At 80.8% G+C, this 2819-nt stretch carries 1 protein-coding gene and 1 pseudogene; one reads left to right on the top strand and one right to left on the bottom strand.

The window, feature by feature from the left end; genetic code table 11:
* Positions 1-261 (bottom strand): hypothetical protein (locus tag A5787_RS28480; RefSeq protein ID WP_369829101.1); only part of this gene is annotated, 261 nt, incomplete at its 3' end.
* Positions 262-264: 3 nt separating this feature from the next.
* Here A5787_RS28480 and A5787_RS28475 point away from each other — a divergent pair.
* A pseudogene (locus A5787_RS28475) lies at positions 265-2819 on the top strand (PE family protein); the annotation flags it as partial.

Here is a 2819-nt window from a genome sequence, read left to right as displayed (position 1 = left end):
GGCGGTGACGCTGGGGTGGGCGGCGGCGGCGCGGGTGGCCAGGCCGCCTCCGGGACGGCGGGCAGCGGCGGCCACGGTGGGCAGGGTGCCGGCGGCGGCAACGGCGCCGCCGGCATCGCCGGCACCAACAGCGGCCAGGGTGCGGCCGGCGGTGACGGCGGCCAGGGCGGGGCCGGCGGCCAAGCCGGCGCGGGGGTTGGTGGTCAGCAAGGAGTCGGCGGCCAGGGCGGCACCGGTGGCACCGGCGGCCAGGGGGCGCACGGAGTGGCCGGCACAAACAACAGCGGCCTGGCGGGGGTGGCCGGCGGCGGCGTCGGCACGGGCGGCACCGGGGGAACCGGCGGCAACGCCGGCGCGGGCGGCAACGGTCTGGGTGGCCAGGCCGCCTCGGGCAGCGCCGGCAGTGGCGGCCAAGGCGGGCAAGGCGGCGGCGGTGGGCAGGGCGGCGCCGGTATCACCGGCACCAACAGCGGTCAGGGCACGACCGGCGGCGACGGCGGCCAAGGCGGGGCCGGCGGCCAAGCCGGCACCGGCGGCGGCGGCCAACAGGGCGCGGGCGGCCAGGGCGGCGACGGGGCCAGCGGCGGCACCGGCTCCCACGGCGCCGCAGGCACCGACAACAGCGGCCTGGCGGGGGTGGCCGGCGGTGACGGCGGCGGCGGTGGCACCGGCGGCACCGGCGGCAACGCCGGCGCCGGCGGCACCGGCCTGGGCGGCCAGGCCTTGGCGGGCAACGCCGGCAATGGCGGCCAAGGCGGGCAAGGCGGCAGCGGCGGCCAGGCCGGCGCCGGCATCGCCGGCACCAACAGCGGGCAGGGCGCGACCGGCGGAAACGGCGGCCAAGGCGGGGCCGGCGGCCAGGCCGGCACCGGCAACGGCGGCCAACAGGGCGCGGGCGGCCAGGGCGGCGACGGGGCCACCGGCGGCACCGGCGCCCACGGCGCCGCCGGCACCGACCACAGCGGCGACGCCGGGGTGGCCGGCGGTGACGGCGGCGACGCCGGCACCGGCGGCACCGGCGGCAACGCCGGCGTGGGCGGCACCGGCCTGGGCGGCCAAGCCGCCTCCGGCTCTGCCGGCAGCGGCGGCCAAGGCGGGCAGGGCGGCACCGGCGGGCAGGGTGGCGCCGGCATCACCGGCACCAACAGCGGGCAGGGCGCGTCCGGCGGCAACGGCGGGCAGGGCGGCCAGGGCGGCAGCGCCGGCACCGGCGGCGGCGGCCAGCAGGGCACTGGTGGCCTCGGGGGAGACGGCGGCACCGGCGGCACCGGCGCCCAAGGCAGCACGGGTGCCGACAACAGCGGCACGCCCGGAGCGGTCGGCGGCACCGGCGGCCAGGGTGACACGGGCGGCACCGGTGGCAACGCGGGTGCGGGCGGCAGCGGCTTCGGCGGCCAAGCCGCCTCCGGCAGCGGCGGCCAAGGTGGCCAAGGCGGGCAGGGCGGCGCGGGCGGCGATGGCGGCGCGGGCACCAACAACGGTCAGGGCGCGACCGGCGGCACCGGCGGCCAAGGCGGGGCCGGTGGCCAGGGCGGCAACTCCGGCGCCGGCGGCACCAACGGCTCCGGCGGAACCGGCGGAACCGGCGGCCACGGCGGCCGGGGCGGTGACGGCTTGGCCGATGACGGCAGCAACGACGCCACCGCCGGGGGCACCGGCGGCAACGGCGGCCAGGGTGGTGGCGGCGGGGCGGCGCCCGGCACCGGCGGCACCGGCGGCAACGTCGGCGCAGCGGGTACCGGCGGCACCGGCGGGACCGGCGGCACGGGCGGTGCCACGACCACCGGCACCGCCGCGGACGGCGGGCAAGGTGGGCAAGGCGGCAACGGCGGGGCCGGCGCCCACGGCTATAACGCGGCCACCGACCCCAACGCCGCCCCGGGCGCCGCCGGCGGCAACGGCTCCAACGGTGGGAACGGCGGCCAAGGCGGCCAGGGCGGCGCCGGCGGCAACGCCGGCCCCGGCGGCGCCAACGGCAATGGCGGCCGGGGCGGCAACGGCGGCAACGCCGGCCTGCCCGGTGACGGCGGCGACGGGGCCGCCGGCGATGTCACCACCAAGACCGGCGGTCACGGCGGCAACGGCGGTGACCCCGGCGCAATCGGCGGCGGCGGCGCCGGCGGAGCGGCCGGCCAAGGCGGCAACGGCGGCACCCAGGGCGCAATCGGCAACGCCGGCACCAACGTCACCGGCCCGGTGGGCAACGGCGGCCGCGGTGGCCACGGCTTTGACTCGCCGGTTAAGAGCGGCGGAGCTAGTGGCGATGGCGGCGCCGGCGGGAACGGCGGCAGTTACGGCAACGGCGGCGACGGCGGCACCGGTGGCAACAGCTACGCCGACATCTTCGGCGGCGCCGGCGGTAACGGCGGTATCGGCGGTAACGGCGGCGTGCACGGCAACGGCGGCAACGGCGGCGACGGCGGGACGGGCGGTGAAGGAGGCGGCTTCGTCTCGCCGGGTGTCGTCGGCACCGGCGGTAACGGCGGACACGGCGGTAACGGTGGCAACGGCGGCACATACGGCAACGGTGGCAATGGCGGAAAGGGCGGTACCGCAGGTGAACTCTCCGATAACGTCGACAGCGTAAGCGGCAACGGCGGGGTCGGCGGCAACGGCGGCAGCGGCGGCGCGCACGGCAACGGCGGCAACGGCGGTAACGGCGGTAGCGCCGATACCGCCGGCGGCGGCGGCGCCGGCGGCGGCGGCGGTGGCGGCGGCTCCGGCGGGATCAACGGCGGCAACGGCGGCAAGGGTGGTACCGGCGGCCCCGGCACCTTCCTCGGCCCGGACTCCATCGGGGGGGGGGGGGGGGGCGGCGG

Source organism: Mycobacterium sp. 852002-50816_SCH5313054-b (assembly GCF_001667185.1).
GTDB lineage: Bacteria > Actinomycetota > Actinomycetes > Mycobacteriales > Mycobacteriaceae > Mycobacterium.
Note: the sequence above shows the minus strand (reverse complement) of the source record. Positions and strands in the feature narration are given on the sequence as shown.